Consider the following 26,786-nt stretch of genomic DNA (forward strand, 5'->3'; position numbering starts at 1 on the left):
AGGCTAATGGTGCCGCTTACGTGACTCGAACACGTGACCCCATCATTACGAATGATGTGCTCTACCGACTGAGCTAAAGCGGCAATCCGGCGGGCGAAGCTTGTCGCCCGCGATTTGCATGGGGCTGATACAGGCATTGTCTGAAGATTTCAAGCACCCTCTTATGCCCCATGGCAAAAAAGCTGAAGCCTGTGGAAAGGCCCCCATTCAATGGAAAGGCCCGCACTTCACAGCGCCAGCCGGGTGCGGGCGGCCCGATATTCCACTTCCAGCCGGTCGACCAGCTTGGCGACCGGCTCTACGGCCTTGATCGCGCCGATGCCCTGGCCGCCGCCCCAGATGTCCTTCCAGGCCTTTGCGCCGCCCGTTGCCTGTTCGAAATCCATCTTCGAGGGATCGGCGTCAGGCAGGTTGTCGGGGTCGAGGCCTGCCGCGCGGATGGAGGGTTTCAGGTAGTTGCCGTGTACGCCGGTGAAATAGTTGGAATAGACGATATCGGCCGCCGCACCCTCGACGATTGCCTGCTTGTAGGCATCGGAGGCGCGCGCCTCCTCCGTCGCGATGAAGGGCGTGCCGATATAGGCCATGTCGGCGCCCATGGCCTGTGCGGCCAGAATGGCGCCGCCGGTTGCAATCGAGCCGGCAAGCAGCAGCGGGCCGTCGAACCATGCGCGGATTTCCTGCACCAGCGCGAAGGGCGAAAGCGTGCCCGCATGTCCGCCGGCACCTGCCGCAACGGCGATCAGCCCGTCCGCGCCCTTGCGGATCGCGGAATTGGCATGGCGGTTGTTGATGATGTCGTGCAGCACGATGCCGCCATAGGAATGCACCGCGGCATTCACTTCCGGCACAGCGCCCAGCGAGGAAATGACGATTGGCACCTTGTATTTCACGCAGAGCATCAGATCGTGCTCCAGCCGTTTGTTCGACATATGGACGATCTGGTTGACCGCGAAGGGGGCTGCCGGCCGTTCCGGATGCCTGGCATTATAATCGGCAAGATCTTCGGTGATCATGGCCAGCCACTCGTCGAGCTGGCTTTCCGGCCGTGCGTTCAAGGCCGGAAAGGCGCCGATCACGCCGGCCTTGCATTGCGCCAGCGTCAGCGCCGGATGGGAAATGATGAAAAGCGGAGAGCCGATGACCGGCAGTCGCAGATTATCTCTGAGTATCGCGGGCAGGGCCATGCTTTCACCGATTTTGACGTTTACGAAAACGTCAATTGATTATCAGAGCCGGTGCGTGAGGAAAAGGGCAAGAGAGGGAACGCGTGCTCTTTTCCGTAATCCCGTCTAGTTTCAGAATATCTAATGGAGATTTGGAGCACAGCGCGGCGTCGCTTATCCCCCGCCGATGCGCTCCGGTAAGGTTGCAAGGCTTGCGGTTTGCCGCACTTGCCGCTACCGAATTTTGACAGGCATGTGATCTTTGAGCTCGATGCCGGCAGGAAACGTGAAGGGCCTGATGTGAGCGGACTAGAAACGGCTATCAGAACTGCGTTGGATAATTCAGACCGCGACAGTGCGGAAGTTCGTGCACGCATCTATCAGTCCGCGCGTCAGGCGCTGGAAGCCGGCCTGCGCAAGCAGGATATCACCGATGCCGATGTGGTCGCCCATCATCGCCACCGTCTCGAAACGACGATCCACACCATCGAGAGCGAAGAGCGCGCCCGCCTTCACCCGCGGCAGGGGCCTCCGGAGGTTCCGGTGCCCCCTGTCGTCGAAATGCCCGAGCCCGTCCATCACGCGGCAGAGCCCGCTTATCCTGCGCAGGAAGATCACGATCCGGTCGTCGCCGGTGAAACGCGCGGCCACCATGCCGCCTCCCGGACCTTGGATGATGCGAGCCTGGATGACGTTCACGCGAGCAGCGTTGATCAGCTGGGGGCGGCACCCCACGGAGAGATGCGCGGCGAAATGCGCGCAGCGCCGGAAAAGCGCGGCGGCATGGATTTTCGCCCCGAGCGGGCAGCTGTCCGCCGCAAGCCGCGCAAGTTCTTCTCGCGTCTACTCGTCTGGTGCGTGCTGCTCGCTTTCATCGGCACGGGTGCCTGGTGGGCTTACAGTTCCGGCCTGCTGCTGACGGCGGCCGAGCGTGACACGAGCGTCGCCAATCCGCCCGCGAGCACTCAGCCGGAAGATTTCGACGGCGAGGATAGTGCCGCCAATAGCCCCCCCTCGCATGACGACCAGCCTGTGACGATTGACCCGCAAAACAGCTTCTCGGCAGACTGGATCGAGGTCTTCAAGCCCTCCGATGCTGACAAGATCGAGAGCGGTGCGCGTGCCCGCACGGAAAATGTCACCGAAACGGAAGGTCAGGCCGTTCGCCTGACGTCCCAGAGCGGCAATACGGATGGCAACGTCTCAATCACCATCCCGGCCAATGTCCTGCAGCAGCTCGCCGGCAAGTCCTCGACCATCGCGCTGACCTTGCAGTCCACCACGGACGAGCCCACGCAGATCACCGTCGAATGCGATTTCCAGTCACTCGGCAATTGCGCCCGCCACCGCTTCAACGTCACGCGTGAAAAATCGGACGCGCTGCTTCAGGTGCGCTTCGACCGTTCACTGGCCCCGAATTCCGCGGGCCGGCTCATGATCAACAGTGATGTCGATGGCAAGGCTCGCGGCATCAATCTCTTCGCCGTACGGATCCTGCCTGGCCAATAAGCGGCAGGGTTTGCCGGACGCCGTGCGTCCGAGGCTGTAGCGACCTCTATTTCAGGAAGCCTCGGCCGGAGCCGATGATCTTGTCGTCGATCGCGCCGATCGCGTTCTTGTCCTTGCTGTCATAGTCGATGGTTTTCAGCATGTGGCGCAGGAGGTTGAGCCGTGCCCGGCGTTTGTCGTTGGCGTGGATCACGGTCCAGGGCGCAAATTCGGTGTGGGTTTCCTTCAACATGCGGTCGCGCTTCTCACTGTAGTCGTCCCATTTGGTCAGGGCGGCTATATCCATCGAGGAAAGCTTCCATACGGCGAGCGGATCGTGGCGCCGGTCATGGAAACGTTTGATCTGCATTTCCCGGCCGATATCCAGATAGAACTTGAAGAAGAAGATGCCTTCATGGGCAATGACCTTCTCCACCTGTGGCGCCTGGTTGAGAAAGTCCTCGTATTGTTTCGGCGTGCAGAAGCCCATGACCGGCTCCACGCCGGCACGGTTGTACCAGGAGCGGTCGAAGAGCACGAATTCGCCCGAGGTCGGAAACTGCGCGATATAGCGCTGGAAGTACCATTGGCCCTGCTCCCGCTCCGTGGGCTTGGCGAGCGCCACAACGCGGGCAAGGCGCGGGTTCATGTGAGCCGAGGACGCCTGGATCGCGCCGCCCTTGCCAGCCGCATCACGCCCTTCGAAGAGCGCCATCACGCGTTTGCCGGTCGCCTGCAGCCAGAACTGCACTTTCACGAGCTCGACCTGCAGCTTCCTCAGCTCCTCGAAATATTCGTCTTCCTTGAGCTTCTTCTTGTAGGGATAGTCGCCGGATTCCAGCGCATGCTCGTCCACCCAGTCGGGCAGCACGGGATCATCGATATCGAAGACGCGTTTCTTGCCCCTGATCTCGAGCTCCACGGCTCTGCTTTCGACGTCCTCGGCCATCATCTCCTCCGGCGCTTGATGCTTTCGCCTTTCGGCAGGCGAACATATTTATCATTGAAAATCAAATCCGATGCTGAGTGCTGCGGCTTTTCGTACAAGTTTCGGAAACGGAAAACTTCTGTCATGAAACGCGGCTATCAGGCAGAGTTTGAATGTGAAGAAAAACGAATCGATGCCGTGAGGGGCAGCTTGGAAGACCAAATGCCGTGGACAAAAAGCCTGTTGGCGCGCATCCGGCGCGAACGCCCGGTTTTGCTGGCGACGCTGCTGAGCGCGCTTGTCGCGCTTGCTGCGGGCATGAACAAATGGATCGTATTCGCCCTGCTGCTCGTTATGATCGTCACCTCGCTCTTCAACGAGGCCCCGGTCATCAGGCCCGATGTCGTCGAACCGGTCGAACCCGAGCCCGAAGTGCTTCCGAGCCGCCTGCCTGAAGTCTCCGCCACGCTGGCCGGCCTCGATATCCCGGTCATGGTGCTCTCGGAAGATGCCTCGGTGCTGTTTCAGAACCGGGCGGCCGAAAAAGCCTTCGGCGAGGCGACGCTCGGCTCCCATATATCGGCGCGGTTGCGTTCGCCTGGCGTGCTGGACATGGTGCGCGAGACCATCGCCACCAACGCCCCGAACCAGATCGAGCATTCCGAGCGGCTGCCTTCGGAGCGCGTCTATATCGTTCGCAGCGCTCCTGTCGAATTCAAGGATGATGACGGCCGCAACGAGCGCTATTACATCCTTTCCTTCCGCGATATTTCCGAGGTTCGCCGCATCGATCGCATGCGCTCGGATTTCGTCGCCAATGCAAGCCACGAGCTGCGCACGCCGCTTGCCTCGCTGCGCGGCTTCATCGAAACCATCCAGGGCCCGGCAAAGAATGATCAGAAGGCGCAGGCGCGCTTCCTCGGCATCATGTTCGACCAGACGACACGCATGAGCAGGCTTGTCGACGATCTCCTGTCTCTCTCCAGGCTGGAACTCAAATCGCACATCGCTCCCGACGAGAAGGTGGATCTCGTGCCGCTTCTCGGCCACGTCAGGGACTCGCTTCTGCCGCTTGCAAGGGATGTCGGCGTCTCGATCAACCTGCATCTGCCCGAGGGCAAGGTCGAGGTGCTGGGCGATCGTGATGAGCTCGTTCAGGTCTTTGAAAACCTGATGGAAAACGCCTGTAAATACGGCCAGGAGGGCGAGATCGTCGATGTCTGGCTGAAGAACGGGTCGGGCCAGCCCGTCGAGGTCAGCGTTGTCGACAAGGGGCCTGGCATTCCCGCCGAACACGTGCCGCGCCTGACGGAGCGCTTCTATCGCGTCAGCATTGAAGACAGCCGTTCGAAGAAGGGCACCGGCCTCGGGCTTGCCATCGTCAAGCATATTCTGACGCGCCATCGTGCACGGCTGATCGTTAAATCCGAGGTGGGCAAGGGAACCGAGTTCACGGTGCGCTTCTGACGCAATATGTCGCACACTATTTTGAAGCGTCGTATTTTTACTTTAATAATCAATAGCTTAATCTGTCATAAATGTTTCACCGATTTGACATAAAAGGACGGTGCTTAAGGCGCTAAGAGAGTCCTGCCGATGAAAAAAGGCAATGCGAGGGCCTCTTTGAGGCCGCACTCACACAAGCCCAAATGCCGGGAGATTCAAATGAACACCTTTAAACTTACTGTTGCCGCGCTCGCTGCAACCGCCGCTTTCGCTGGCGTTGCTGTCGCCCGCGACCAGATCCAGGTTGCTGGTTCGTCCACCGTCCTGCCGTACGCAAAGATCGTTGCCGAATCCTTCGGCGAAACCTTCACCAACTTCAAGACGCCGGTCGTCGAATCCGGCGGCACGGGCGCTGGTCTGAAGGAATTCTGCAAGGGCGTCGGTGAAGACACGATCGACGTTGCCAACGCTTCGCGCCCGATCAACAAGAGCGAAGCCGAAGCCTGCAAGGCTGCCGGCGTAACCGACATCCAGGAAGTCAAGATCGGCTACGACGGCATCGTCTTCGCAACCGACTCTTCCAACCCGGATGTTGCCTACGTTCCGGCCGACATCTACAAGGCCCTCGCAGCCCAGGTCGTTGTTGACGGCAAGCTCGTCGCCAACCCGTACAAGAAGTGGTCCGAAGTCAACCCGAAGCTTCCGGCTGTTGATATCGCTGCCTACATCCCGGGCGAAAAGCACGGCACCCGCGAAGTCTTCGAACAGAACGTTCTCGCTGCTGGCTGCAAGGCTTCCGGCGCAACCGACGTTATCGCCAAGGAAATCGCCGACAAGGCTGCCCAGGGCAAGGCTTGCGTCGCAGTTCGCAAGGACGGCGCTGCCGTTGACATCGACGGCGACTATCCGGAAACGCTGGCACGCATCGCTGCCAACAAGACCGGCGTTGGCGTATTCGGTCTCTCCTTCTATGAAAACAATGCCGACAAGCTCAAGGTTGCGACCATGAGCGGCATCGTTCCGTCGACGGAAACCATCGCTAACGGCACCTACCCGGTTTCCCGCCCGCTGTTCTTCTACGTCAAGAAGGCACATCTCGGCGCCGTTCCGGGCCTGAAGGAATATGTCAACTTCTTCGTATCCGACCAGATGATCGGCCCTGACGGCCCGCTCGCCGAATACGGTCTCGTTGCTGCTCCGGATGCAGAGCGCGATGCGATCCGCAAGGACGTAGAGGCTGGCAAGACCATGTAATGAACTTTGCCGGCGCGACGCTCGGGGGCGTCGCGCCGGCATCGCCTTATCCATCCGGCTCCAATGGGGCGCCGGACGGGTGAACTTCTTCTCCATGATAATGAAGCCGATGGCACGCTCCTGGAGCTGCCGGGTTCTTTGGGGGCTGTGGGCCTGGGGACGTAACGAATGAGCACATCCATCATACTCTTGTGCCTGGTGGTGATCGGCGCCGTTGCCTATGTGGCTGCGCGCAGCCGCGCTAGCGCACTTTCCGGAGGCAGATCTGCTGCCCTGCATTCGCGGCCGGCCTATTATGGCTCCTATGCCGCGATCTGGGCTGCTCTGCCGTCCCTGATCGTTCTGTGTGTCTGGCTGGCTGTCAGCCCGGGCATCATCTCTTCTTCCGTTCGCGGCGCCTTTCCTGACGACGTGAAGGCGCAGCCGGCCGTCCAGCAGGATCTCGCCTACAGCATGGTCGCCACCATTGCCCGCGGCATGAACCTGCTGACCTCAGATGAGGTTTCCTCCCTCTCGGGCAATCCCGCGGGCTTGCAGGCAAAGCTCAGTGAAAAGGGTGTGCCGCTCGCCGGCGAGCCGCAGCCTTACATGATCGATGCCGCAAAGACCCTGAACTCTGAGAGCATGACGAGCCGCACCATCATGACGGCGATCGTTCTGCTCATTTCCGTCGCAGGCGCCTTCTATGCGCTGCGCTCGGTTGCTCCGCGCTTCCGCGCCCGCAATCGTGTCGAGCGTGTAATGCTCTGGGCGCTGCTCGTTGCATCCTCCATCGCCATTCTGACGACGATCGGCATCGTTCTCTCGATGCTGTCAGAAGCGGCCCGTTTCTTCTCCGTCGTTCCCTTCGTCGACTTCTTCTTCGGAACGGTCTGGGATCCGCGCTTTGCCGGTGCGGGCAGCTCCTCCTTCGGCCAGTTCGGGCTTATCCCACTCCTGCTCGGCACGCTCTATATCGGCCTGGTCGCCATGCTGGTCGCCGTGCCGGTTGGCCTCTTTGCCGCCATCTATATGGCCGAATACGCCTCTCCGAAGATCCGCTCGATCGCCAAGCCACTTCTCGAAGTGCTCGCCGGCATTCCGACGATCGTCTACGGCTTCTTCGCGCTCGTCACCGTCGGGCCGTTCCTGCGTGATTTCTCGTCGCAGATCAGCGGTCTCCTGACCGGTAATTATACGAACTTCATCCAGGCACAGAGCGTCATCACCGCCGGCATCGTCATGGGCATCATGCTGATCCCTTACGTTTCCTCGCTGTCGGATGACATCATCACCGCCGTTCCGCGTGCCTTGCGCGACGGTTCGCTCGGCCTCGGCGCCACGCGCTCAGAAACCATCAAGAAGGTCGTCCTGCCCGCAGCTCTTCCCGGTATCGTCGGCGCGCTGCTGATGACGGCTTCCCGCGCCATTGGCGAAACCATGATCGTGGTTCTGGCCGCCGGCGTCGCCGCCCGTATCCAGATCAATCCCTTCGAGCCGATGACGACCGTGACCGTCAAGATCGTCAACCAGTTGACCGGCGACCTTGAGTTCACCTCGCCGCAGACGCTGGTCGCCTTCGCACTTGGCATCACGCTGTTCTGCATCACGCTTTGCCTCAACATTTACGCGCTCTACATCGTGCGCAAATATCGGGAGCAGTACGAATGACGAATATTGTTTCCCCCGTCGCCGGCGTCACCGTTTCCAAGGCGCCCGCGCGTCGCGATATCGGCATCAAGCGCCGCTATGCCGCCGAGCGCCGGTTCCAGGCCTATGGCATCGCAGCCATAGCGTTCGGCCTCATCTTCCTCTTCATCCTGCTCTGGACGGTCATCAGCAACGGCTATACGGCCTTCCAGCAGACGTCGATCACGCTGCCGATCGAGTTCGCCGAGAAGACGCTCGACCCGGACAACAAGCGTGCAACCGACCCCTCGGTGCTAGTCGCTGCCAACTATCCGGTTCTGCTGCGCGACGCGATCGTCAAGCAGCTCGGCATCAATGCATCGAGCCGTCCTGACGTGCGCGACGCATCCGCCATGCTGTCCAAGGGCGCGCCGATCCAGCTGCGTGACATGGTCGTTGCCGACCCGTCGATCATCGGCAAGACCGTCAATGTCACGGTGCTTGCAGATGCCAATATCGACAGCGCTAACAAAGGCCAGATCAATCTTTCGGTTGATGAGAAGAACCGCAAGGTCAACGACAAGCAGGTTGCCTGGATGAACGAGCTGAAGGCGAGCGGTGCTCTCCACAAGACGTTCAACACCGGCCTCTTCGTCAACGGCAATTCCAGCCGTCCGGAAGCCGCAGGTCTCGGCGTCGCCCTGATCGGCTCGCTCTACCTGATGCTCATCGTGCTTGCCCTTTCGCTGCCGATCGGCGTCGCAGCCTCGATCTACCTCGAGGAATTCGCGCCGAAGAACAAGCTGACGGATCTGATCGAGGTCAACATCAACAACCTCGCCGCCGTTCCGTCGATCGTCTACGGTCTGCTCGGCCTGTCGGTCTTCATCAACTTCGCCGGCCTGCCGCGTTCGGCATCGCTCGTCGGCGGCCTGGTGCTGACCCTGATGACGCTTCCGACGATCATCATCGCGACGCGTGCGGCACTGCGCGCCGTACCGCCGTCGATCCGCTCGGCAGCCCTCGGCCTCGGCGCCTCGAAGATGCAGATGGTGTTCCACCATGTGCTGCCGCTTGCAATGCCCGGCATCCTGACCGGCACGATCATCGGTCTTGCCCACGCACTCGGCGAAACTGCGCCGCTGCTCCTGATCGGCATGGTCGCCTTCGTCGCCCAGGCGCCGGCCACTCCGCTCGATCCCTCCACGGCACTTCCGGTTCAGGTCTACATGTGGGCCAACGAAGCGGAGCGCGCATTCGTGGAAAGAACCTCGGGTGCCATCATCGTCCTGCTCCTGTTCCTGATCGTCATGAACATCGGAGCTATCCTCTTGCGTCGTCGCTTTGAGCGCCGCTGGTAAACGGAGTAGAGATCATGAACATGTTGACGGAAGCCGCAGTCGAGAAGGCGCTGGACCAGAAAATGAGCAACGTCCCGTATAAGATGATCGGTCAGGATGTCTCCGTTTATTACGGCGAGAAGCGTGCGCTTTTCGATGTCAATCTGAACATCCGCGAAAACACCGTGACCGCGCTGATCGGCCCTTCGGGCTGCGGCAAGTCTACCTTCCTGCGTTCGCTGAACCGCATGAACGACACGATCGACGGCTGCCGCGTGACCGGCAAGATCACGCTCGACACCGATGATATCTACGATCCCGATATCGACGTCGTGGAACTCCGCGCCCGCGTCGGCATGGTATTCCAGAAGCCGAACCCGTTCCCGAAGACGATCTATGAAAACGTCTCCTACGGCCCGCGCATTCACGGTCTGGCAAAGTCCAAGGCCGATCTCGACCAGATCGTCGAGACCAGCCTGCAGCGCGCCGGCCTCTGGAACGAGGTCAAGGACCGCGTGCATGAATCCGGCACCGGCCTTTCCGGTGGTCAGCAGCAGCGTCTGTGCATCGCACGCGCCGTTGCGGTCAGCCCGGAAGTCATCCTGATGGACGAACCCTGCTCGGCGCTCGACCCGATCGCGACTGCAAAGGTCGAAGAGCTGATCCACGAGCTGCGTGAAAACTACACGATCGTCATTGTGACGCATTCCATGCAGCAGGCCGCGCGCGTATCACAGCGTACGGCCATGTTCCACCTCGGCAACCTGGTCGAGGAAAACGATACTGACAAGATGTTCACCAATCCGGACGATCCGCGCACCCAGGACTATATCATGGGCCGGTTTGGCTGATTTTGGCAATGTGAAGCCTTCCCGATTTTCGAGGACAAAGCCCCATGGCATCGACACATATTTTTTCCGCCTATGACGACGATCTGAAGTTCCTGTCCCGGCGCATTTCCGAGATGGGTGGTCTTGCCGAACAGATGGGCGCCGACGCAGTTCGCGCGCTGGTCAACGGTGACACCGCACTCGCTCAGAAGGTCATTTCCGACGACGTGATCCTCGATCACGCTGAACGCGAGATCAACGACAAGGCGATCGTCACGATCGCCCGTCGCCAGCCGATGGCCTCCGACCTTCGCGAGATCATGGGTTCGATCCGCATCGCCGCCGACCTCGAGCGCGTCGGCGATCTCGGCAAGAACACGGCAAAGCGCGTCATAGCGGTGCAGAGCACCGGCGTTCCGCGCAAGCTCGCCCGCGGTCTCGAGCATCTCTCCGAACTGGCGCTGGTCCAGCTCAAGGAAGTGCTCGACGTCTACACCAATCGCTCGGCCGACAAGGCCAAGTCCATCCGCGAGCGCGACGACGAGATCGACGCGATGTACACCTCGCTGTTCCGCGAACTCCTCACCTACATGATGGAAGATCCGCGCAACATCACGAGCTGCACGCATCTTCTCTTCTGCGCCAAGAACATCGAGCGCATCGGCGACCACGCGACCAACATCGCCGAGACGATCTACTACATGGCAACCGGCGCCCAGCCGGAAGGCGAGCGTCCGAAGGACGACAGCTCCAATACCGTTGGTGCGGTCACGGAGTAATCCGGACCTGCCGATTGCGTGCGCGCCCCGTCGGGGGCGCGCAGGGTCGCAGCCAATTCCGAGTTCTTGCATGGTCCCTTGCTTAAATCACCCCCGGTTTAAGGATCATGCATTAGGAGACTGACACGCATGATCCCAAGAGTTGCAGTTGTTGAAGATGAAGAGGCGCTGAGCGTGCTTCTCCGCTACAACCTTGAAGCCGAAGGTTTCGAGGTGGATACGATCCTTCGTGGCGACGAAGCCGAAATCCGGCTTCAGGAGCGCACGCCGGACCTGCTCATCCTTGACTGGATGCTGCCGGGCGTTTCCGGCATCGAGCTCTGCCGCCGGCTGCGCATGCGGCCGGAAACCGAGCGCCTGCCGATCATCATGCTGACGGCGCGCGGCGAAGAGAGCGAGCGCGTTCGCGGTCTTTCGACCGGCGCGGACGACTATGTCGTCAAGCCCTTCTCGACGCCGGAACTCGTCGCCCGCGTCAAGGCGATGCTCCGACGCGCCCGTCCCGAGGTGCTCTCCACCGTTCTGAAATGTGGTGATATCGAGCTCGATCGCGAAACGCACCGCGTCCATCGCAAGAGCCGCGAAGTCCGCCTCGGCCCGACCGAATTCCGCCTGCTGGAATTCCTGATGTCCTCGCCGGGCCGCGTCTTCTCCCGCTCGCAGCTTCTCGACGGCGTCTGGGGCCATGATATCTACGTGGACGAGCGCACCGTCGACGTCCATGTCGGCCGCCTGCGCAAGGCGCTGAATTTCTCCAACATGCAGGATGTCATCCGCACCGTGCGCGGCGCGGGATATTCCATGGAAGCTTAAGCTTAATCCGAGTGATCGGAGGTCCAGACGGGTCGCTCGCTTGCCGGGCGGCCCGTTTGTCTATCTGGCGCCCCTAGCTCCTTACGAAAGCCGACACCAGGCGCCGAAAGCGAACCTCGAAAGGATCTGCTTTTTACAGACGGATGCGCACAAGAATTCGATCAAGAGCCTTTTGCAGAGCCGCAGTGCCGCCAAACGCACGAAAGTCTTCGAGCACCTGTTCGTTCAATCCGCCCTTGGTCGAATGCTCGCCGATGAGTTCATCGAAACTCGCGACAGGTTTTGAACGGGCAGCATGGGCGAGGCCGGAAAACAATTGACGGAGGTAGGCGTCGCCAGCCGTTCCCGAGAGCCCCTTGCTCTGCAGCCAGGTCGACGTCGCGTCCAGGATGCCGAAATAGCTGGCCATCAGGCAGCTCGCCACCGCGAGAAGTTCGAACTCCTGCTTGTCTTCAACCTGGATCGCCGTTCCGAGCGCCGAAAAGAGTGTGTGGGAGACCTCGTCGGGCGGGTAGATCGCAGTCGCCCCCTGGAGATCTGCGACGAACGGAAGTGGAATTGCCAGGCTCAGGCGAACCGGCCGATCGATCCACGCCAGCAGTTGATCCATTGGCGTGGCCGCGACAAAGCTGATGACATGGTGGCCCGGCCGAAATCGGAGCGAGCGGATGACCTCCTCGGCAATTTGCGGCCTCACTGCCAAAAATACGAGATCGGAGCGGTCGAGAACATCCTGGTTGCCCAGAGCGATAGACACATTCCCGTTTGCCGCCGCGAGGCGGGAGGCGACGCCTGCGTTGCGAGGTGACAGCGCGATGGGTGTGTCGCGAAACGCCGTCTTGCCCAATCCGGTGACGACAGCCTCGGTAATCGTGCCCGCCCCGACGAACCCCATTGTCATCCGCTTTGGATCGATCTCCATTGGCACCCCCCAAGCGACTATTTGCGCCGTGCTACTCCACCAGAATACCGCATCTGTATCAGAAAATCGCGCTACAGCGCCATGACCACCGGTCCATGCCAGCCTTGGGGCTGAAACGCATCGATGGTCTTGGCCACATAAGCTCGCATTGTCAGGCAGGGTGGATGCCGGCAGAGATCGGCCTTCCGCAGATCGCGGTCAGGAGCCGTTTTCCGGCGTTCCTGTGCCGGCTAAAAAATCACCCCTCCGCGCCAGGCGAGGAGGGGTGATGATACATTGCGTCTGTTGCAAGATCGCTGCTCAGGCGACCCGGACAGCCTTACGGCGTTCGCTCACCGGCTGATAGGCGAGACGCTGGTGGTAGTTGCAATAGGGCGATGAATCCGGGGAGTCGCAGCCGCAGAAGTAGAAATCGTCCTTCAGCGGATCGCCGACCGGCCACTTGCAGGTGCGCTCCGTCAGTTCCGTCAGGCCGAGGCGACGTGAAATAGGCACGACCACGTTTTTGGCCGGCACGTATTCCATTTCCTCGACCGTTTCGATCTCGATCTCTTCCTTCAGCATCGTTGCGCCCTGCTGGCGCGTCACGGTGCGGGTGGCGATGCGAGATGCATAGTTCGGGGCGCGGGGAGCAGAGGTGTTGCGCTTGGGCGCACGCGCCGTGGTTGCGGTTCCGCCGGCCTTGGCGCGACCGGGAAGACTGAGCCGGTGAACCTTGCCGATAACAGCGTTTCTACTTACTCCGCCAAGTTGCGCAGCGATCTGGCTGGCACTTAGTCCCTCCGACCAAAGCTTCTTGAGCTTTTCGACACGCTCGTCTGTCCAGTTCATGCCCTGTCTCCACCTTTCGCGTTGGTGATGGCAGAATCCCTCACCGTTGCCTCGGAAGCCTCCGAAGCAAGAAACGCCTGATCAATTTTGGTGACTAGTTCCGCCGCATGCAGTCTAGTAATTGAACTTTAACCTAGTGTGAGCCTGACTCTGTGACAAGAGTCGCAGGAATCCGATGAATCCGAATTCGTAGTTTTCCCCAACTTGCTTCCCGAGAGAGTCATTTCTGCAACATTAGCTGTTGATAGACCTGTAATGCGGATTGCAGGCTTGACGCATGCGCTAAATCCTCAGTTTTGTTGACATTGCAGTGCGAAAAGTAAATAGTGCTTCAGGCCGCCGAAAGGCGGCATTTTTAATTTTTCGGACCGGGTTTTCTTAGCCGGAGTCCGTTGCCTCAGAGCCTGATTGAAGGAGATCGCGCCATGGCTGAAGCCTCGCCGCTTTATGATACCTATTCTCGTGCCCCGCTGCGGTTCGAGCGAGGTGAAGGCGTCTGGCTGATCACCGAAACCGGCGAGCGATATCTGGATTTTGGCGCGGGCGTTGCCGTTACCTCCGTCGGACACGGCAATCCGCATGTCGTGGCCGCTCTCAAGGATCAGGCTGACAAGGTCTGGCACCTCTCCAACGTCTATGAGATCCCCGGCCAGGAGAAGCTTGCCAACCGCCTGACCGAGGCCACCTTCGCCGACAAGGTGTTCTTCACCAATTCCGGCGCCGAGGCGCTCGAATGCGCCATCAAGACAGCGCGCCGCTACCAGTTCTCCAAGGGTCATCCCGAGCGTTTCCATATCATCACCTTCGAAGGCGCCTTCCACGGCCGCACGCTGGCGACGATCGCTGCCGGCGGCCAGGAAAAATATCTCGAAGGTTTCGGCCCCAAGACCCCCGGTTTCGACCAGGTTCCTTTCGGCGATGTCGAGGCGGTACGCGCGGCGATTACCGACAAGACGGCCGGCATCCTCATCGAACCCGTGCAGGGTGAGGGTGGCGTGCGCCCGGTGACACCTGAATTCATGAAGGCGCTCCGCCAGCTCTGCGATGAGCATGGCCTGCTCCTCATTCTCGATGAAGTTCAGACCGGCGTCGGCCGCACCGGCAAGCTCTTCGCCCATGAATGGTCGGGTGTCACGCCCGATATCATGGCTGTTGCGAAGGGCATCGGCGGCGGCTTCCCGCTCGGCGCCTGCCTCGCGACCGCAGAAGCAGCCTCCGGCATGAAGGCCGGCACGCATGGTTCCACCTATGGCGGCAATCCGCTGGCCATGGCCGTCGGCAACGCGGTCCTCGATGTCATCCTGGCCGAGGGCTTCCTGCAGCACGTGCGGGATGTGACCCTCGTCTTCCGTCAGGGCCTTGCCTCGCTCAAGGATCGCTATCCCGATGTGATCGAAGATATCAGGGGCGAAGGTCTACTGCTCGGCGTCAAGGCTGCCATCCCCTCGGCAGAACTGCTGAAGGAAATTCGCGCAGCACACCTTCTGGCGATCCCGGCGGGCGACAATGTCATCCGCCTGCTGCCGCCGCTGGTCGTAACCGCCGAGGAGGCGCGCGAGGGGCTTTCCCGTCTCGAACGCGCTGCCGAAAGCATCCGTGCCGCCAAGGTCAAGAAGACCGCTTGATAGGACATTGCCCCGCCCGCTGGCGGGCGTAGCAGGTAACGAACAATGGCTTCCCCCAAACACTTTCTCGATCTCTCCGCAGTCACCGCATCCGACCTCAGAACCATCATGGACGATGCCAAGGTGCGAAAGCAGGCATTCAAGGCCGGTTCCGCCGACAAGCCGCTCGCCGGCAAGATGCTGGCCATGATCTTCGAGAAACCGTCGACCCGCACCCGCGTCTCCTTCGACGTCGGCATGCGCCAGCTCGGCGGCGAGACGCTGTTCCTGTCGGGTACTGAAATGCAGCTCGGCCGCGCCGAGACCATCGGCGACACGGCCAAGGTCCTGTCGCGCTATGTCGATGCCATCATGATCCGCACGACCGAGCACAGCCGGATGCTGGAGCTTGCCGAGCATGCCACGGTGCCCGTCATCAACGCGCTGACGGATGACACCCATCCCTGCCAGATCATGGCTGATATCATGACCTTCGAAGAGCATCGCGGCCCGATCAAGGGCAAGACGATCGCCTGGACCGGCGACGGCAACAACGTGCTGCATTCCCTCGTGGAAGGGGCTGCCCGTTTCGGCTACCGCATGAACATGGCGGTACCCCTTGGTTCCGAGCCGAAGGATCACTATCTGAACTGGGCCCGCAATGAGGGCGCCGAAATCATGCTTTACCATGATGCTGACCGTGCGGTCGCCGGCGTCGATTGTGTGGTGACCGATACCTGGGTCTCCATGAATCAGGAACATCGGGCCCGTGGTCACAATGTCTTCCAGCCTTATCAGGTCAATGCGCATTTGATGGCGCAGGCCGGCAAAGATGCATTGTTCATGCATTGCCTTCCCGCCCACCGCGGCGAGGAGGTGACGGATGAGGTGATCGATGGCCCGCAGTCCGTGGTCTTCGATGAGGCGGAAAACCGTCTTCATGCGCAGAAGTCGATTCTTGCTTGGTGCCTGGGCGCGATCTGAACCATAATCGGATGTCGCGAGTCCAAAACTCGCGGCTGCGCAAGCAGCCGGTGCGCTAGCCGGCTGCTCTGACAAAACAGGAGTGAAAGCCATGGCAGAAGCTGCCGCCGCCCTCGGCGAGTTCGATTTCGCCGGCGATGATCATGTCGTCCCCTTCCAGGTGGAAGGGCTGGATGTGCGCGGTCGCGCCGTCCAGCTCGGCCCGATGCTGGATTCGATCCTCGAACGCCATCACTATCCCATGCCCGTCGCCCGCCTTCTGGCGGAAGTGGTGGTGCTCACGGTGCTGCTCGGCACCTCGCTGAAGTTCGAGGGCAAATTCACGGTCCAGACCAAAAGCGACGGTCCCGTCGATCTACTGGTCGCCGATTTCTCCACGCCGGAAAATGTCCGGGCCTACGCCCGCTTCGATCAGGCCTTGCTCGACAAGGCGATTGCGGCAGGCGAAACGGAGCCGGAACAGCTGCTCGGCAAGGGCGTGCTCGCCTTCACCATCGACCAGGGCAAGTTCAGCCAGCCCTATCAGGGCATCGTCGCGCTTGACGGTACCTCGCTGGAAGACATAGCCGGTGTCTATTTCCGCCAGTCGGAACAGATCCCGACACGTGTGCGCCTTGCCGCTGCCGAACTCTTCGACCGCGACGAGAACGGCAAGCCGCGTCACCGCTGGCGGGCAGGGGGCCTAGTCGCCCAGTTCCTGCCGGAAGCGCCGGAGCGTATGCGCCAGCCCGATCTTCATGGCGGCGATGGCGACACGGCTACGCGCGCCCATGTTGAGGATGATGCCTGGATGGAAGCCCGCTCGCTCGTTGAAACGGTCGATGCCGACGAACTGACCGATCCGCAGGTCGGCACGGAACGCCTGCTCTTCCGCCTCTTCCACGAGCGCGGCGTGCGCGTCTACGAACCGCGGGCGGTCTTCGATCGTTGCAGCTGTTCGCGCGAAAAGATCGGCGGCGTGCTGAAGGGCTTCAGCGCGGAGGAAATCGAGGCGAGTCAGGAAAACGGCGAGATCGCGGTGACCTGCGAGTTCTGCTCCACGACCTATCGTTTCCCGGTGGACGAGGTCGCGTCTCAGCTTACTTAGTATTCCCAGTTGAAAGGGAAGAACGTCCAATAAAAACAGGCGATGGTGCGGCACAGTGACTCGACTTTTGGTAGTCACTGTGTGCCTATGCGTTTCATTGGTTGGGCTATGAAAACGGGATGGGTGCCAATGAAGCTGTTGTGTTTGCTTCTCGCGCTGATAGCTGCGGTGCCGCAAACGAGCTTCGCCAGTGACGAGACAATGCTATGGAAAGAAGTCGGCGGCTGGACGGTGGCTGCCGACCTGACTTTGGGCAGCGCCTGCTTTGTTGCGACGGCCTTTGAGGATCGTACACTTTTCCGTCTTGGCTTCAATTTCCTCGATAAGGACCATCCCTTTTATATTCTGATGGTCAATGACAATTGGAAATCGTTGGAGGAAGGCAAGCAATACCCGATCGAGCTCTATCTGGACCGCTCCAAATGGACTGTCGATGCAAGCGCTGTGGTCTTTAACGGTGAAAAGGGACTACGCATTGATTTTAAAGATACTAACTTGGTTAGCGAGTTTGCCGTCAAGTTGGGTTTTCGCGCCGATTTTAACGGCAAGCGAATAGTCGCCCTTAGTCTGAAAAACTCCGTCAAGGCTATTGATGAGATGATCGCCTGTCAGAAGGCCGTTGACGCTGTCCTGGCCAAACAGCCGAAACCGCCACAATCAAAGGATCCATTCGATGCAAAACCGGATGCTCAGACCGCCGCGGATCCGTTTGAACTTTAACAGAGATTGACGACTGAAGGCTCAAGATTGACGCATCGTCGCAAATAGCGAGGCTACGCTTTAGTTCAGCACCCTGAGCAGGCCGGGTGAATCGAGCGAGAAGGCGGGTATGTCGACATCGAACATCTCGCCTTCGTCCGTCTCCATCTGGTAGTGGCCAAACATCAGGCCGGATGGCGTATCCAGCGGGCAGCCAGAGGAATATTCATAGGTATCGCCCGGCTGCAACCGCGGCTGCTCGCCGACGACGCCGGGGCCGCTGACCTCGTCGATCTGCCCGTTCTGGTCGGTAATGTTCCAGTAGCGGTTGACGAGACGCACGGCGATATCGGAGTTGTTGCTGATCACCACACGATAACCCCAGACATACCGATCGTCTTCCGGATCGGATTGCTCCTCCAGATAAAACGGCTCGACAACGACTTCGATATCTCGTGTGAGGGCGCGATACATGCCTTACACCTTAGTCAGGATACGTTACCCGTATCTTATACGAGGCCTCTTCCGTCAAGAAACGGTACAGTGATCGCGGCCTCACTACCTTCAGTTGGGCCGCCTTTCGTTCATTAAGCCTAACTCTCAGTGTTAATTTCAAGGCAAATGCGACGGCCGCGGCGTTTGCCGGCGGCCGTGCCTTGATGTCAGGCCGAAACCTTCGCCAGAGCGCGAGCGAAATCCTCGATGAGATCGTCCGTATCTTCGATACCGGCCGACAGGCGTACCGTGCCCGGCGAGATGCCGAGTTCGGCGCGAGCCTCATCCGTCAGATTCTTGTGCGTGGTCGTTGCCGGATGCGTGATCAGGCTCTTGGAGTCGCCGAGATTGTTGGAGATTTTCACGATCTCAAGCGCATTCTGCAGCGCGAAGGCCGCCTCCTTGCCGCCCTTCAGTTCGAAGCAGACGAGTGTCGAGCCGCCCGACATCTGCTTGGCGATGATATCGGCCTGCGGATGGTCCTTGCGGCCGGGATAGATGACCTTGGCGACCTTGCCCTGATCAGCCAGGAAATCGGCAATCTTCGCCGCATTCTGCGTCTGCTGCTTGACGCGGAGCGGCAGCGTCTCGATGCCCTTCAGGAGTGTCCACGCATTGAAGGGCGACATGGCCGGGCCGGTATGGCGGAAATAGTCGTGCAGGTTCTCGTCGATCCATTCCTTGTCGGAGAGAACGACGCCGCCGAGGCAGCGGCCCTGGCCGTCGATATGCTTAGTCGCCGAATAGACGACGATATGGGCACCGAGCTCCAGCGGCTTCTGGAAGAGCGGCGTTGCAAACACGTTGTCGACCACGACCTTTGCGCCGATCTGGTTGGCGAGCTTGGCGACACCTGCGATGTCGACAACTTCCAGCGTCGGATTGGTCGGGCTTTCCAGGAAGAAGACCTTGGTCTTCGGGGTAATAGCCTTTTCCCAGTTTTCGAGGTCGCGACCGTCGATCAGCGTGCAGTCGATCCCGTATTTCGGCGCCAGCGTCTCAACCACCCAGCGGCAGGAGCCGAAAAGGGCGCGCGCAGCAACGATATGATCGCCGGCCTTCAGCTGGCAGAGGATGGCAGCAGTAACAGCGGCCATGCCGGACGCGGTGGCTCGGGCGTCTTCAGCGCCTTCCAGCATGCACATGCGCTTTTCGAACATGTCATTGGTGGGGCTGCCGTAACGCGCATAGATGAAACCATCGGTCTCGCCTTTGAAGCGCGCTTCGGCCGCTTCGGACGTATCGTAGACGAAACCTTGCGTGAGATAGATTGCCTCTGAAGTCTCGCCATACTGCGAGCGGAGCGTTCCGCCGTGGACGAGTTGGGTTGCCGGGCGCCAGGTCTTGCTCATGCCATCACCACTTTCAAACAACAAAAAAACCGGCCGCAAATGCAGACCGGTTTTCAACCCGGTCTTTTTAGCCACTTGTTTAACGTGGCTGCAAGCCGACCGGCCAAATCACCACGGGATAAATTTGCAATACTGCCGTTCTAAGCTTGCGTCAATTCCCCGACTTTGGTTTTGTCTCCGCGAGTATATGGATGGAGCATGATGGCTCGCGAAACTGGAATTTTGGCTGACCGCGCAATTGCCGCGCTGTTTGAAACCGGGCGCCTTCAAAGCGAACGCGAGCTGGACCGCGACCAGATCCAGCCGGCAAGCCTGGATCTGCGGCTGGGCGCCAAGGCTTTCCGGGTGCGCGCCAGCTTCATGCCTGGCCCGTCCCATCTCGTTTCCGACAAGCTTGATCGGCTGAGCCTGCACGTCATCGACCTCAGCGAAGGCGCGGTACTGGAAACCGGCTGTGTCTATATCGTGCCGCTGATGGAGCATCTCGATCTGCCGGCCAATATGTCTGCCTCGGCCAATCCGAAAAGCTCGACCGGTCGCCTCGATATCTTCACGCGTGTCATCACTGATTACGCGCAGGAATTCGACAAGATCCCATCAGGCTATTCCGGCCCGCTCTATCTCGAAATCAGCCCGCGCACCTTCCCGATCGTCGTGCGCCGCGGCTCGCGCCTGTCGCAGATCCGTTTCCGTTTCGGCCAATCGGTACTCGGTGAGCCGGATCTTCTGAAACTGCACGAGACGGAAACGCTGGTCGCAGCCAAGCAGCCGAACATTTCCGGCGGCGGCATCGCGTTGTCGATCGACCTGACGGGCGACAAGGACGGCCTGATCGGCTACCGCGGCAAGCATCACACCGCCGTCGTCGATGTCGACAAGAAGGCCCAGCACGATATCTACGATTTCTGGGAGCCGCTCTACAGCCGCGGCCGCAACGAACTGATCCTCGATCCCGATGAATTCTATATCCTCGTCTCGCGCGAGGCCGTACACGTTCCCCCGCACTACGCGGCGGAAATGACGCCCTTCGACCCACTCGTCGGCGAATTCCGCGTCCACTATGCCGGCTTCTTCGATCCGGGCTTCGGCCACGCTCCGGCAGGCGGTCGCGGCAGCCGTGCCGTGCTCGAAGTGCGCAGCCACGAAGTGCCCTTCATCCTCGAAGACGGCCAGATCGTCGGCCGCCTGATCTACGAACACATGCAGGAACAGCCCTCGAGCCTCTACGGCTCGGGTCTTGGCTCCAACTATCAGGCCCAGGGCCTGAAGCTCTCGAAGCACTTCCGCATCTGATATGCGGTGACGCCGCGACTTGACAGCGGCGGTCATCTGTTGGAAGTCTCAAGCGGTTGGCGGGTGTAGCTCAATGGTAGAGCAGCAGCTTCCCAAGCTGAATACGAGGGTTCGATTCCCTTCACCCGCTCCAGCTTCCCTCCTCAATCTCTTCCGAAAATTGTGATTGGCCGGTATCGGCGATGCGCAATCGCCAGCGTGCGGTCCGGGCGAATGATATAGGTTTCCTCGACCTGCCGGCCGAACTGGTCGATGAAATCGTGCGGGAAGGTCGAGCCGATTGGCGACTTGGTAAGCTTCGAACGCGGCTGACCGCTATAGGTGATGCTGCCGGGAATGGGTTCGAGGCCGGGACCGTTATACTCGACGGTAGTACAGCCGGCGAGCGCCAGCGCGCTGATCAGGCCAAGTGCGATCAGTTTCATGTTGGATGCCTTTCTTTCCGCAGCACGGCGCTATTCTACCTCAAATCGCCGAAAGCTCACGACACAAACGGCGCCGGTGTCTTCAACCCTTCGAGAAGAGGCTTACGACCAACAGCCTACTGCTTGGCGAATGTGACTCGGCCGGCGATGTTGCCGCTCTTGGGCCGATCTGCTAGAGCGGCAATGTCGAAAAAGGCAGGACCGGATAAGGTAAGCCCGGTCCCTCCCACCATGGGAAGCTCTGCTCCGTGTATCACACGAGAACCCGCGACGTGGCCCGCATGCGAATGCGGGGTCCCGGCGGCATGCGGAGCGTTAAAAGACGCACTCCTCCGGGATTTTATTCTCAAAGGAGACAGTCATGCGTTTGAACCATCTTGATTTCTACGTGCCCGATATTGCCGCTACGGCGGATTTCTTTCGGCGGTATTTCGCTCTCGAATTGCGGGAGATGAACGAACGGATCGGCCGGGCGATCCTCTACGACGACCAGGGCACGGAGGTCGTTCTCAGTCGCCCGTTGCCAAAATTCGGCGGTGCCGATCAGGTCGAACTGCAGCGACAAACCTATCATATCGGCTTTATTCTTGCTGAAAGGTCGGATGTCGATGTGCTTCATGCCCGCCTGGCAGCGGACAGCGCCGCTGTCTCAGGGCCGCCTGCCGCCGTTCGCGGCGGCTGGCTCTTCTATTGCACCGCGCCCGGTAACATTCTTGTCGAAGTCGGCTGGCGTCCACCGGTCTGAACAGAGACCTGAAACGAAAATGGGCGGCCGAAGCCGCCCATCCTCATTCAATCGATCGCTTGCTCAGAACTCTGTCCAGTCGGCTTCCTGGCTGCTGGACGGGGCAGCGGCATTGCTCGCGCCGAAGGCGCTGGCGAGCTTCTGGCCGAGCGCGCGGGCAGGCGAAGCCTTCGGGCGTGTCGTGCTTTCGGCAACGCGGACCGGCGTTCTGGCGGCTGGGCGTGTGGCGGCGCGTGGCGCGGCCGGTGCCGTCGGGATCGGCGCGCTTGCAACGAAGCCGCCGGTGCCCGACAGGCGGAACTGGCCGAGCAGGTTGTTAAGTGCCGCCGCTTCCGTGGCAAGGCCATGGCTGGCTGCGGTGGATTCTTCGACCATGGCGGCATTCTGCTGCGTGCCCTGGTCCATGGTGTTGACGGCTGTGTTGATCTCCTGCAGGCCGGTCGACTGCTCGCGGGCTGCTTCTGCAATCGCATGGACGTGCTGGTTGATTTCCTGCACCTCGTGGACGATTGCGTCGAGCGCCTTGCCCGTTTCGCCGACAAGACTGACGCCGGTCTGCACATGCGTACCCGATGTTGTGATCAGCGCCTTGATTTCCTTGGCGGCGTTTGCCGAACGCTGTGCGAGTTCACGCACCTCCTGTGCGACGACCGCAAAGCCCTTGCCGGCTTCACCGGCACGCGCTGCTTCAACACCGGCGTTCAGCGCCAGCAGGTTCGTCTGGAAGGCGATATCGTCGATGACGCCGATAATATTGCCGATCTCGACGGAGGATTGCTCGATCTGCTGCATGGCGGCGACCGCCTTGCGGACGACGTCGCCGGATTTTTCGGCACCAAGGCGGGTGCGGGCAACGAGTTGGCTTGCCTCTTCGGCCCGCTTTGCCGCGTCTCTTACGGTGGTGGTGATCTCTTCGAGCGCTGCTGCCGTTTCTTCGACGGAGGCGGCTTGCTGTTCGGTGCGCTTCGAAAGCTCGTCGGCAGACGACCGGATCTCGTTGGCGCCGGCGCCGATCGCGCGGGCATTGGAGCCGACTGTGTGCAGGGTCTCGTTGAGCTTCTCGATCGAATTGTTGAAGTCCCGGCGCAGCGCGTCGAGATGCGCGACGAAAGGCGTTTCGATATGCGATGCGACATCGCCGGCAGAGAGTCGGCGCAGGCCGTCTCCGAGCGCATTGACCGCGCGCTCGAGATCGGCGGCTTCCGCAGCCTTCTGCGCTTCGCGTTCCCGGCGTTCGTTGTCGCCGAGGCTGCGGTCGGCTTCGGCGCGTGCCTCGATCCGGGCGCGTTCGATCGCGTTGTCACGGAAGATCGAGACGGCCTTGGCCATCTGACCGACCTCGTCGCCGCGGTCGAGCCCGCTGATATCGCTTGCGGTATCGCCTTCGGCAAGCCGCGTCATGCGCAGTCGAAGCTGCATCATCGGGCCGGCGATACCGATCTGCGCCACGGCCACGCTGATGCCGACGGCTGCAAGAACCGCAATGCCGATTAGAATGAAGCAGAAGAAGATCCGCTCATTGACGGAAGCCGAAAGCGCGTCCCCGCCGTCGTTGAGCATCGTCATCATCGCATCGTTGTTGGCGATCATCTTCGGCGTCAACGCGTTGAGCTTGGCGTTGATCAGAGCGACATTCGCCAGGGCGCCGGCGCTGTCCTTGGCCTTGCTCTGTTCGATGATCTTGTTCGCCAGCGTTTCGATTTCATCGATACCGGCCTGGATTTCATCGATCGCAGCCTTGCGGCTGGGTACAAGCTCCAGCGCCTGCTTCATGCGGTCGCGTGCCTGCGGCAGCTTGCTCGGCGTGGCGAGTGCCGTTTGGAATGCCGGCGTATCGGGCTTCATGTCGGCAAGCAGGCTCACCTGCAGCACCGAGGCGACGACCGATGCGCTCGCGCGAGCGCTCTGCATCGAGGCCAGCGCCTCATGATCGATGAAGGCGCTGTAGGTCGCGTCCGCTTGGCGGAACTCCGACATGACATAGACCAGTCCGGCCATGGTGATCAGCCCCAGGAGCGCCACGACCGATATGACTTTTGTACGGATTTTCAGATGTTTCAGCATGGAATGTCACCCGATTGGCCGGGTGTGTTGCGAACCCGGCGCTTTTGAAATCATTTGTTGCAGAACAATTCTTCGGTATTTCGGTGGCGGGAGATACCTTGAGAGGTTCGACATGCGCATCATGCGGTCGGCCGGTGAGGTCGGTGTCGTCGCACCAAATAAGACCGGATATTGCTTAATTCCGCGCTAACGAGGGCATGCGATTGCTGTTAATTTCGAGGGGCGGGCCGCTCTCGTCGCAGAGATCGCAAAACCGCTCCGCGCAGAATGCCGGAGTGATCTGTGTTGGATGGCGCTCTTGAAAAGTCAGCTTTGAAGGCAGAACAGACCTTCTGTTTACGCCTCTGGCAGCTGGCAGAACGGCTCGGCCATATTCCCCACACGGGATGATTCTGTTACAGCTCGGGGAAGCGGCAAACCCGCATGTAATCTCTAGGCAGGTCATAATGGTGCAATCTAAACCGGCGTTTATGGCTCGCGTAGGAATTTTCATCCTCTGCCTTTTTTCGGCTGTCATGCTGTCGGTTTTTTCCGCTTTTGCGCAGCAACCGGGCCTGTCCGTGCCTCTGCTCTTCGATTCCCGCGAACGGTTGGCAAAGCCTGACCTTTCCTCGCTCGTGCGCCTGCGTTTCCTGACCTCGGTGGACTTCCCGCCTTTCAATTTCACCGACCAGAACGGCAAGCTCGCCGGCTTCAACGTCGATCTCGCCCGCGAGATCTGCACCGAGCTGGAGATCGCCGATAAGTGCCAGATCCAGGCGCTGCCCTTTGCCGACCTGCAGAAGGCGCTCGCCGGCCTACAGGGTGACGCCGTCATTGCCGGCCTTGCCGTCACGCCCGAGTTGCGCCGCGAGTTTCTCTTCTCTCGCCCTTATCTGATGCTGCCGGCCCGCTTCGTCCGCAACATAGGCGCCTCCGTGACCGGAACGACGGCTGCCGGCCTCGCCGGCCATTCCGTCGGCGTCGTCAAGGGCACAGTGCATGAGGCGATGCTTGCTGCCTTCTTCCCCGCCATCAAGGCTCAGCCCTTCGACAACAAGGAAGCGCTGCTGACCGCCTTGAAGGAGCGCAAGATCGATGCTGCCTTTGCCGATGCACTACAGCTTTCCTTCTGGGTCGCTTCGTCAGCTTCGGACAAATGCTGCGCCCTGTTCGACGGTCCCTATATGTCGGAGCATTTCCTGGGCGAGGGGATGACGATCATGCTGCGCCAGAACGATAGTGTGTTGACGGCAGCGATCGACCATGCGCTGGCAACACTCTCGCGCAACGGCCGCCTGCAGGAAATCTATCTGCGCTATTTCCCTTACGGGCTCTACTAGAGCAATTCCAGCAAAGTGTGCAGCGGTTTTGCGTCCGGAATTGCGTTAAAAAGCAGAAAGCTTTAGCCCTTGCGGAAGCGGGCGATCGCGCTGCGCTCGATGGCGGCACAGGTCAGCTTGTCGAGGCCGAGACGGTCGCGCAGCAGGCTGAGCAGCCGCAGTTCTTCTGCCTTGACGGAAAGGTCGGCCGAGGCGACTTCGACTGCCAGTGCATAGGCCGTGTCATAGAGACGGGCAGGCAGTGTATCGCGAACGGTTTCCAGTACCACATCCAGCCCTTCAGGGCCGGCGAGCAGCGAGGCGCAATCGCGGGCGATGGAAATCAGATTGTCGTCGTCGAAATCGCGGAAAACCGGCAGGAAGCCAATGAGCTGACCAATTCTCTCCATTTCCCGGTCGTTCATGGTGCTGTCGACGGCGGATGCCATCACCATCACATAGATCAGCGCGTCATGGGCGGAAAGCGGCTTGTTCATGTCTGATTCCCTCTTCGATGAGCGGAGATTAGGAATTAGCGGTCTCTATTACAAGGGAGCGGCCGTTTCGGGCCGGACAGCAGCCGCGGGCCTGCGGCGCGGATCTTCGCCGTGAACGCCCTGTTTTGCCTGCTTTGCCTTTTCGCCGGCAGCAGCAAGCGGTGAACCCGGCTGCGCCTCCACCCAGCCGTTTTCAACCAGCCATGTGCCGATATCCTGCTGCCCCAGCCGGCAGGCAGCAGTTGCCATATCCTCCCATGCGTCGGAAGGCAGGTCGCAATCGATCGTGCGGTTACGCAGGTAAAGCCGCAGCGCCGTCTTCGCCATCATGCCGCACGGCCACTGCTTGCCATCCGAGCCGCAGCTCTTGTCGGCGGGCGTCTCGATGATATTGGCAATCTGCAGCCTGCGTTTGCCGAAGGAGAGAAGACCGGCGCTCTCCACCGTCGGTCGCAGCAGTTCCACGCTGTCCTTTCCGGCAGGGGTAGGTGATGGCGTCTCCGTCGGCTCTGGAGCGCTTTGCGCTGTTGCCCTCGCTGGCGCATTCTCGGAAGAAGCTCTTGCTGGGGTTTCGGATGGAGCCGCTGCCGGCTCGGTTGGCGCAGGCTCCGTTGCCCGGGCGATCAATTCGGCATCTTCATCCGTGAGCGATGCAGGCGGCTTTGCCACATCGGCAGTCGCATCGGGCAGCGCTGCGGCGACATTTCCGGCATCGGCGTCAGATGCCAGCCCCCCGCCGCCATTGAGCCGCGCTTGCCCGGCCAAGAGCAGGCCGACCACGACCGCCATCCCCGCGATACCTGTGATCAAGGCTGCAGGGCGCATGATTATTTTC

At 60.5% G+C, this 26,786-nt stretch carries 25 protein-coding genes, 2 tRNA genes and 1 riboswitch; of the genes, 16 read left to right on the forward strand and 11 right to left on the reverse strand.

The window, feature by feature from the left end; translation table 11 throughout:
• Positions 1–7 precede the first annotated feature (7 nt).
• Positions 8–83 (reverse strand) — tRNA-Thr (locus FHX06_RS17570).
• 144 nt (positions 84–227) lie between these two features.
• Positions 228–1,187 (reverse strand): NAD(P)H-dependent flavin oxidoreductase, encoded by a 960-nt coding sequence (locus FHX06_RS17575; protein WP_113211347.1) that lies wholly within the window; start codon positions 1,185–1,187, stop codon positions 228–230.
• Between the two features lie 279 nt (positions 1,188–1,466).
• Here FHX06_RS17575 and FHX06_RS17580 point away from each other — a divergent pair, with 279 nt between their 5' ends.
• Complete coding sequence (locus FHX06_RS17580; protein WP_113211472.1) at positions 1,467–2,675, forward strand: regulator; 1,209 nt, start codon at positions 1,467–1,469, stop codon at positions 2,673–2,675.
• Positions 2,676–2,721: 46 nt separating this feature from the next.
• Here the strand turns inward: FHX06_RS17580 and ppk2 are convergent, their stop codons facing one another.
• Positions 2,722–3,603: a polyphosphate kinase 2 gene (ppk2, locus tag FHX06_RS17585; protein ID WP_113211348.1), complete on the reverse strand. Its 882-nt coding sequence runs from the start codon at positions 3,601–3,603 to the stop codon at positions 2,722–2,724.
• Positions 3,604–3,825: 222 nt separating this feature from the next.
• Between ppk2 and phoR the strand changes: the two genes are divergently transcribed.
• The 7 genes from phoR (at position 3,826) to phoB (ending at position 11,652) form a co-directional block, all read left to right on the forward strand.
• Complete coding sequence (phoR, locus tag FHX06_RS17590) at positions 3,826–5,049, forward strand: phosphate regulon sensor histidine kinase PhoR (protein ID WP_112541988.1); 1,224 nt, start codon at positions 3,826–3,828, stop codon at positions 5,047–5,049.
• Positions 5,050–5,247: 198 nt separating this feature from the next.
• On the forward strand, positions 5,248–6,282 hold the full coding sequence (locus FHX06_RS17595) for a substrate-binding domain-containing protein (protein ID WP_112541682.1): 1,035 nt from the start codon (positions 5,248–5,250) through the stop codon (positions 6,280–6,282).
• Between the two features lie 168 nt (positions 6,283–6,450).
• Complete coding sequence (gene pstC, locus FHX06_RS17600; RefSeq protein WP_112541681.1) at positions 6,451–7,932, forward strand: phosphate ABC transporter permease subunit PstC; 1,482 nt, start codon at positions 6,451–6,453, stop codon at positions 7,930–7,932.
• Complete coding sequence (gene pstA / locus FHX06_RS17605; RefSeq protein ID WP_112541680.1) at positions 7,929–9,251, forward strand: phosphate ABC transporter permease PstA; 1,323 nt, start codon at positions 7,929–7,931, stop codon at positions 9,249–9,251. Before pstC ends, pstA begins: the two co-directional genes overlap by 4 nt.
• Before the next feature lie 14 nt (positions 9,252–9,265).
• Positions 9,266–10,081: a phosphate ABC transporter ATP-binding protein PstB gene (pstB, locus tag FHX06_RS17610; RefSeq protein ID WP_003588779.1), complete on the forward strand. Its 816-nt coding sequence runs from the start codon at positions 9,266–9,268 to the stop codon at positions 10,079–10,081.
• A 44-nt stretch (positions 10,082–10,125) separates the two neighbouring features.
• A complete protein-coding gene (gene phoU, locus FHX06_RS17615) occupies positions 10,126–10,839 on the forward strand; it encodes a phosphate signaling complex protein PhoU (RefSeq protein ID WP_037101140.1) in 714 nt (237 codons plus the stop codon).
• A 129-nt stretch (positions 10,840–10,968) separates the two neighbouring features.
• Complete coding sequence (phoB, locus tag FHX06_RS17620; RefSeq protein ID WP_003570612.1) at positions 10,969–11,652, forward strand: phosphate regulon transcriptional regulator PhoB; 684 nt, start codon at positions 10,969–10,971, stop codon at positions 11,650–11,652.
• Between the two features lie 133 nt (positions 11,653–11,785).
• Here phoB and FHX06_RS17625 read toward each other — a convergent pair whose 3' ends face one another.
• On the reverse strand, positions 11,786–12,574 hold the full coding sequence (locus FHX06_RS17625; RefSeq protein WP_183880211.1) for a pyrroline-5-carboxylate reductase: 789 nt from the start codon (positions 12,572–12,574) through the stop codon (positions 11,786–11,788).
• A gap of 300 nt (positions 12,575–12,874) precedes the next feature.
• On the reverse strand, positions 12,875–13,405 hold the full coding sequence (locus FHX06_RS17630) for a GcrA family cell cycle regulator (protein WP_112969922.1): 531 nt from the start codon (positions 13,403–13,405) through the stop codon (positions 12,875–12,877).
• A 425-nt stretch (positions 13,406–13,830) separates the two neighbouring features.
• On the opposite strand from FHX06_RS17630, the gene FHX06_RS17635 reads away from it, so the two are divergent.
• From FHX06_RS17635 to FHX06_RS17650, 4 genes are all read left to right on the forward strand, one after another.
• Positions 13,831–15,030, forward strand: coding sequence for an aspartate aminotransferase family protein (locus FHX06_RS17635; protein ID WP_112541677.1), 1,200 nt, complete (start codon positions 13,831–13,833; stop codon positions 15,028–15,030).
• 45 nt (positions 15,031–15,075) lie between these two features.
• The gene (gene argF / locus FHX06_RS17640) at positions 15,076–15,993 is read left to right on the forward strand and encodes an ornithine carbamoyltransferase (RefSeq protein ID WP_112541676.1); all 918 of its coding nucleotides are present in this window, start codon (positions 15,076–15,078) and stop codon (positions 15,991–15,993) included.
• Between the two features lie 91 nt (positions 15,994–16,084).
• Positions 16,085–17,080, forward strand: a complete 996-nt coding sequence (locus FHX06_RS17645) for an Hsp33 family molecular chaperone (RefSeq protein ID WP_183880213.1) — start codon at positions 16,085–16,087, stop codon at positions 17,078–17,080.
• A 129-nt stretch (positions 17,081–17,209) separates the two neighbouring features.
• Positions 17,210–17,800 carry a hypothetical protein gene (locus FHX06_RS17650; protein WP_183880215.1) on the forward strand — a complete coding sequence of 197 codons (591 nt, stop codon included), beginning with the start codon at positions 17,210–17,212 and terminating at the stop codon, positions 17,798–17,800.
• Between the two features lie 60 nt (positions 17,801–17,860).
• On the opposite strand, the gene apaG is transcribed toward FHX06_RS17650, so the two are convergent.
• Together apaG and FHX06_RS17660 are read right to left on the reverse strand one after the other, a co-directional pair.
• Positions 17,861–18,253 (reverse strand): Co2+/Mg2+ efflux protein ApaG, encoded by a 393-nt coding sequence (gene apaG, locus FHX06_RS17655; RefSeq protein WP_112541673.1) that lies wholly within the window; start codon positions 18,251–18,253, stop codon positions 17,861–17,863.
• 188 nt (positions 18,254–18,441) lie between these two features.
• On the reverse strand, positions 18,442–19,626 hold the full coding sequence (locus FHX06_RS17660) for an O-succinylhomoserine sulfhydrylase (protein ID WP_113203353.1): 1,185 nt from the start codon (positions 19,624–19,626) through the stop codon (positions 18,442–18,444).
• A 46-nt stretch (positions 19,627–19,672) separates the two neighbouring features.
• A riboswitch (SAM riboswitch) is annotated at positions 19,673–19,751 on the reverse strand.
• 73 nt (positions 19,752–19,824) lie between these two features.
• Between FHX06_RS17660 and FHX06_RS17665 the strand changes: the two genes are divergently transcribed.
• Both FHX06_RS17665 and FHX06_RS17670 read left to right on the forward strand, forming a co-directional pair.
• Entirely contained in the window at positions 19,825–20,919 is a 1,095-nt protein-coding gene (locus FHX06_RS17665; protein ID WP_183847916.1) for a 2'-deoxycytidine 5'-triphosphate deaminase, read from the forward strand.
• 59 nt (positions 20,920–20,978) lie between these two features.
• Positions 20,979–21,052: transfer RNA gene (locus FHX06_RS17670), tRNA-Gly, on the forward strand.
• 10 nt (positions 21,053–21,062) lie between these two features.
• On the opposite strand, the gene FHX06_RS17675 is transcribed toward FHX06_RS17670, so the two are convergent.
• Positions 21,063–21,344, reverse strand: a complete 282-nt coding sequence (locus FHX06_RS17675) for a hypothetical protein (protein ID WP_183880217.1) — start codon at positions 21,342–21,344, stop codon at positions 21,063–21,065.
• Between the two features lie 361 nt (positions 21,345–21,705).
• Here FHX06_RS17675 and FHX06_RS17680 point away from each other — a divergent pair, with 361 nt between their 5' ends.
• Positions 21,706–22,089: a VOC family protein gene (locus FHX06_RS17680; RefSeq protein ID WP_183880220.1), complete on the forward strand. Its 384-nt coding sequence runs from the start codon at positions 21,706–21,708 to the stop codon at positions 22,087–22,089.
• Between the two features lie 63 nt (positions 22,090–22,152).
• Here the strand turns inward: FHX06_RS17680 and FHX06_RS17685 are convergent, their stop codons facing one another.
• Complete coding sequence (locus FHX06_RS17685) at positions 22,153–24,153, reverse strand: methyl-accepting chemotaxis protein (RefSeq protein ID WP_183880222.1); 2,001 nt, start codon at positions 24,151–24,153, stop codon at positions 22,153–22,155.
• 446 nt (positions 24,154–24,599) lie between these two features.
• Here FHX06_RS17685 and FHX06_RS17690 point away from each other — a divergent pair, with 446 nt between their 5' ends.
• A complete protein-coding gene (locus FHX06_RS17690) occupies positions 24,600–25,475 on the forward strand; it encodes a transporter substrate-binding domain-containing protein (protein ID WP_183880223.1) in 876 nt (291 codons plus the stop codon).
• 62 nt (positions 25,476–25,537) lie between these two features.
• On the opposite strand, the gene FHX06_RS17695 is transcribed toward FHX06_RS17690, so the two are convergent.
• Complete coding sequence (locus FHX06_RS17695; protein WP_007821246.1) at positions 25,538–25,951, reverse strand: tellurite resistance TerB family protein; 414 nt, start codon at positions 25,949–25,951, stop codon at positions 25,538–25,540.
• A 48-nt stretch (positions 25,952–25,999) separates the two neighbouring features.
• On the reverse strand, positions 26,000–26,776 hold the full coding sequence (locus FHX06_RS17700; protein ID WP_183880225.1) for a thermonuclease family protein: 777 nt from the start codon (positions 26,774–26,776) through the stop codon (positions 26,000–26,002).
• Positions 26,777–26,786 lie beyond the last annotated feature (10 nt).

Origin of the sequence: Rhizobium sp. BK512, assembly GCF_014194915.1 — a bacterium.
Lineage (GTDB): Bacteria > Pseudomonadota > Alphaproteobacteria > Rhizobiales > Rhizobiaceae > Rhizobium.

What these genes read in the sequence shown, in the direction of transcription:
- FHX06_RS17675 (WP_183880217.1), bottom strand. Translation starts at nt 21,344, where the DNA reads ATGAAACTGATCGCACTTGGCCTGATCAGCGCGCTGGCGCTCGCCGGC.
- apaG (WP_112541673.1), bottom strand. Translation starts at nt 18,253, where the DNA reads ATGTATCGCGCCCTCACACGAGATATCGAAGTCGTTGTCGAGCCGTTT.
- FHX06_RS17630 (WP_112969922.1), bottom strand. Translation starts at nt 13,405, where the DNA reads ATGAACTGGACAGACGAGCGTGTCGAAAAGCTCAAGAAGCTTTGGTCG.
- FHX06_RS17660 (WP_113203353.1), bottom strand. Translation starts at nt 19,626, where the DNA reads ATGAGCAAGACCTGGCGCCCGGCAACCCAACTCGTCCACGGCGGAACG.
- pstB (WP_003588779.1), top strand. Translation starts at nt 9,266, where the DNA reads ATGAACATGTTGACGGAAGCCGCAGTCGAGAAGGCGCTGGACCAGAAA.
- FHX06_RS17700 (WP_183880225.1), bottom strand. Translation starts at nt 26,776, where the DNA reads ATGCGCCCTGCAGCCTTGATCACAGGTATCGCGGGGATGGCGGTCGTG.
- ppk2 (WP_113211348.1), bottom strand. Translation starts at nt 3,603, where the DNA reads ATGGCCGAGGACGTCGAAAGCAGAGCCGTGGAGCTCGAGATCAGGGGC.
- FHX06_RS17680 (WP_183880220.1), top strand. Translation starts at nt 21,706, where the DNA reads ATGCGTTTGAACCATCTTGATTTCTACGTGCCCGATATTGCCGCTACG.
- FHX06_RS17665 (WP_183847916.1), top strand. Translation starts at nt 19,825, where the DNA reads ATGATGGCTCGCGAAACTGGAATTTTGGCTGACCGCGCAATTGCCGCG.
- FHX06_RS17595 (WP_112541682.1), top strand. Translation starts at nt 5,248, where the DNA reads ATGAACACCTTTAAACTTACTGTTGCCGCGCTCGCTGCAACCGCCGCT.
- pstC (WP_112541681.1), top strand. Translation starts at nt 6,451, where the DNA reads ATGAGCACATCCATCATACTCTTGTGCCTGGTGGTGATCGGCGCCGTT.
- FHX06_RS17575 (WP_113211347.1), bottom strand. Translation starts at nt 1,187, where the DNA reads ATGGCCCTGCCCGCGATACTCAGAGATAATCTGCGACTGCCGGTCATC.
- FHX06_RS17625 (WP_183880211.1), bottom strand. Translation starts at nt 12,574, where the DNA reads ATGGAGATCGATCCAAAGCGGATGACAATGGGGTTCGTCGGGGCGGGC.
- FHX06_RS17645 (WP_183880213.1), top strand. Translation starts at nt 16,085, where the DNA reads ATGGCAGAAGCTGCCGCCGCCCTCGGCGAGTTCGATTTCGCCGGCGAT.
- FHX06_RS17650 (WP_183880215.1), top strand. Translation starts at nt 17,210, where the DNA reads ATGAAGCTGTTGTGTTTGCTTCTCGCGCTGATAGCTGCGGTGCCGCAA.
- FHX06_RS17685 (WP_183880222.1), bottom strand. Translation starts at nt 24,153, where the DNA reads ATGCTGAAACATCTGAAAATCCGTACAAAAGTCATATCGGTCGTGGCG.
- FHX06_RS17635 (WP_112541677.1), top strand. Translation starts at nt 13,831, where the DNA reads ATGGCTGAAGCCTCGCCGCTTTATGATACCTATTCTCGTGCCCCGCTG.
- FHX06_RS17690 (WP_183880223.1), top strand. Translation starts at nt 24,600, where the DNA reads ATGGTGCAATCTAAACCGGCGTTTATGGCTCGCGTAGGAATTTTCATC.
- FHX06_RS17695 (WP_007821246.1), bottom strand. Translation starts at nt 25,951, where the DNA reads ATGAACAAGCCGCTTTCCGCCCATGACGCGCTGATCTATGTGATGGTG.
- pstA (WP_112541680.1), top strand. Translation starts at nt 7,929, where the DNA reads ATGACGAATATTGTTTCCCCCGTCGCCGGCGTCACCGTTTCCAAGGCG.
- argF (WP_112541676.1), top strand. Translation starts at nt 15,076, where the DNA reads ATGGCTTCCCCCAAACACTTTCTCGATCTCTCCGCAGTCACCGCATCC.
- phoU (WP_037101140.1), top strand. Translation starts at nt 10,126, where the DNA reads ATGGCATCGACACATATTTTTTCCGCCTATGACGACGATCTGAAGTTC.
- phoB (WP_003570612.1), top strand. Translation starts at nt 10,969, where the DNA reads ATGATCCCAAGAGTTGCAGTTGTTGAAGATGAAGAGGCGCTGAGCGTG.